The sequence below is a fragment of the Kordia sp. genome, assembly GCF_045105435.1.
Lineage (GTDB): Bacteria > Bacteroidota > Bacteroidia > Flavobacteriales > Flavobacteriaceae > Kordia.
On record NZ_JBGCDL010000404.1, the window covers coordinates 1 to 2,991 of the forward strand.

The 2,991-nt window shown below is 35.6% G+C and carries 2 protein-coding genes and 1 pseudogene; 2 read left to right on the forward strand and 1 reads right to left on the reverse strand.

Going from position 1 to position 2,991, the window contains the following annotated elements:
* A partial coding sequence (locus tag AB8B65_RS20510) for a DPP IV N-terminal domain-containing protein (protein WP_405303149.1) occupies positions 1–872 on the reverse strand: 872 nt, incomplete at its 3' end.
* A gap of 304 nt (positions 873–1,176) precedes the next feature.
* Between AB8B65_RS20510 and AB8B65_RS20515 the strand changes: the two genes are divergently transcribed.
* Both AB8B65_RS20515 and AB8B65_RS20520 read left to right on the forward strand, forming a co-directional pair.
* Entirely contained in the window at positions 1,177–2,502 is a 1,326-nt protein-coding gene (locus tag AB8B65_RS20515) for a hydroxymethylglutaryl-CoA reductase, degradative (protein ID WP_405303150.1), read from the forward strand.
* Positions 2,503–2,570: 68 nt separating this feature from the next.
* Positions 2,571–2,991, forward strand: a pseudogene (locus AB8B65_RS20520) (GHMP kinase); the annotation flags it as partial.

Genomic DNA, 2,991 nt, shown 5'->3' on the forward strand with positions numbered 1-2,991 from the left:
CTGTTGATGACTTGCACACTCAATACTACTGGATCGTTTGTCCATTTAATTCTTGGAATGTAGAAATCTGTATAATTTCCTAAATTAATTTTTGAAGTTTTATTCGCATTTAAGCTGTATAAGTGCAATGAAACATCTGCATTTTTTTCACCTGCTTTTGGGTATTTGAACACATGCTGTTGCGGATATAACTTACTTCCATAAACGTCCATAGAAAACTTTGGAACGTTTGTTTCGTCAAAACGAATAAACGCAATGTGATCACTAGCTGCATTCCACTGAAAAGCGCGCACAAAACCAAATTCTTCTTCGTACACCCAATCCGTTACACCGTTGATAATTTCGTTTTTTACACCGTCTTTTGTGATTTGTATTTCTGAGCCAGACATTAAATCTTTTACGTATACATTATTATCATAAACGTAGGCTACCTTTTTTCCATTTGGAGAAAAGGTTGGTTCTTGTATTTTATTGTCTGAAATTTTTGTTACTTTTTTTGAAGCGATGTCGTACACGTAAAAAATTCCTAGTGTCGATCTTCTAAATACCGCTTCTACTTTAGTTGCTAACATAAGTTTGCTTTCATCATCGCTAAAACTATATGAAGAAAATGAATTTATTTCTGATAGATCATTCGCTTTTACAATTGTTTCTACTTTTTGAAGCGTTTTATAATCATATTTATCTACCGAACCTGATCGCCTATTGAATACAGTATATTGCTGTCCGTTATTCATAGAATGTAATACGTCCATTCCACTTGTTCTAAAGGCTCCTGACCAAATTTCGGCTAGCGTGATTTCTTTTTGTTGTGCCAATGTAAGGTTGGCTAATCCTAAGAAGAGAAAAAGAAAAACATATTTTATTTTCATTCGTGTTGCGTTTTTAGGAATAAGCGAGTTAAATGCTTATGATTTTGAGTGATTTTCGATTATAAAGCTGACAATATACAAATATCAAGCAAGTACCACAAAAATCAAACCTTAAATTATAAGAGAAGAAAATAGATGCTGTTTTTGGTCGATTTAAGATGATTTTTTACTTAAAACTCTATAAAATAGGCGTTTTATACTTCATTTTTTGACAATTCTTTGATTTTTAATCTGTGTTTTAGTGTTGTTTGACTCAATTTGTTACTATTTCATTGCGTATCTTTGCACTATTAAACCTTAATGTATGATTGCTCCCATTGCTGGATTCTCCAAATTTTCCAAAGACGAAAAAATTGAGTGGCTTGCACAGACTTATTTTCACGATACTGAACCTGTGATTGCAATGCTTAAAAAATATTGGAATTCAGACGAAAAACTACAAAAACTACACGACGAGTTTATTGAAAATACAATTACGAATTTTTATCTCCCGTTAGGAATTGCGCCTAATTTTTTGATTAATGATAAAATGTACGCCATTCCGATGACAATTGAAGAAAGTTCGGTTGTTGCCGCAGCAAGTAAAGCAGCGAAATTTTGGTTGGAACGCGGCGGATTTAAAGCTACCGTTTTGAGTACCGAAAAAGTAGGACAAGTACATTTTATGTATTTTGGTGCTACTGAAAAGCTACAGGAATATTTTACCCATATAAAACCCGAATTGTTCGCAGCTACCAAACATATTACGCAAAATATGGAGAAACGTGGTGGCGGAATTACCGATATTGAATTGCGTGATAAAACAGCAGAACTCGACGGATATTTTCAATTGCATTGTACTTTTGAAACAGTCGATTCTATGGGTGCAAACTTTATCAATTCGTGTTTGGAACAGTTTGCAAAGACTTTTGAATCATCTGCAGCAGCATTTGACGCCTTTTCAGCAGCAGAAAAAGACATTCAAATTGTGATGAGTATTTTGTCGAATTACGTGCCAAATTGTATTGTAAAAGCCGAAGTAAGTTGTCCTATTGAAGATTTAACCGAAAACGAATCGGTTGACGCAAATGAGTTTGCAGAGAAATTTATTCGTGCAATACAAATTGCTAAAACAGAACCGTATCGCGCTGTGACGCATAATAAAGGAATTATGAACGGAATTGACGCCGTTGTCCTGGCAACAGGAAATGATTTTAGAGCCGTAGAAGCTGGAATTCATGCGTATGCCGCAAAAGATGGACAGTATTCTAGCTTGACGCATGCCGAAGTAACCGATGGTATGTTTAGGTTTTGGATAGAAATTCCGTTGTCATTAGGAACCGTTGGTGGCTTAACTTCATTGCATCCGTTGGTAAAATTAGCGCTGGAAATGCTTGGAAAACCCAATGCAAAAGAGTTGATGAACATTGTTGCCGTTGCCGGATTGGCGCAAAATTTTGCTGCTGTTCGATCGTTGGTTACTACAGGAATTCAGAAAGGACATATGAAAATGCATTTGGTTAATATTCTAAATCAACTAGAAGCAACAGAAGCTGAAAAGAAACATTTTATTGCCTTTTTTAAAGATAAAACAGTGACACATAGCGCCGTTGTTGACGCGTTTAACGCATATAAAGTAGCACAAGCCTAATGGATTTTTTTTTTTTTTTTTAATTATTACTTACAGGCGAATATGTTTTCCTCGATGGCGCAAAAGCATTGGCGATTCCGACAACGTATGGACAATCGATGACGGTCACTTCGATAGAATTGCCAAATCCGATTGAACCGCCAAAATTGGTTTGGAAAAGTTATGATGTACAAGATTTGATTTGGTACCAACGCTCGTTTGAACTGAAAGCTTTTGGTCTTAAAACTTCTTATGTTGATCCTGAAAGTCAGTTATTGCACGATATTTTATCAGAAGCCAAACGCTTAAATCCTTCGTTTTTGAATGGCGAAACCAGTATTGAAGTGCAAACTAGCTTGAGTTTTCCTCAAAATTGGGGTTTAGGTTCGTCTTCTACGTTGATTCATAATATTGCACTTTGGGCAAATGTGAATCCGTTTACGTTGCTTTGGAACGCTTTTAAAGGCAGTGGTTATGATATTGCTTGCGCAAGATATGACTCGCCAATAG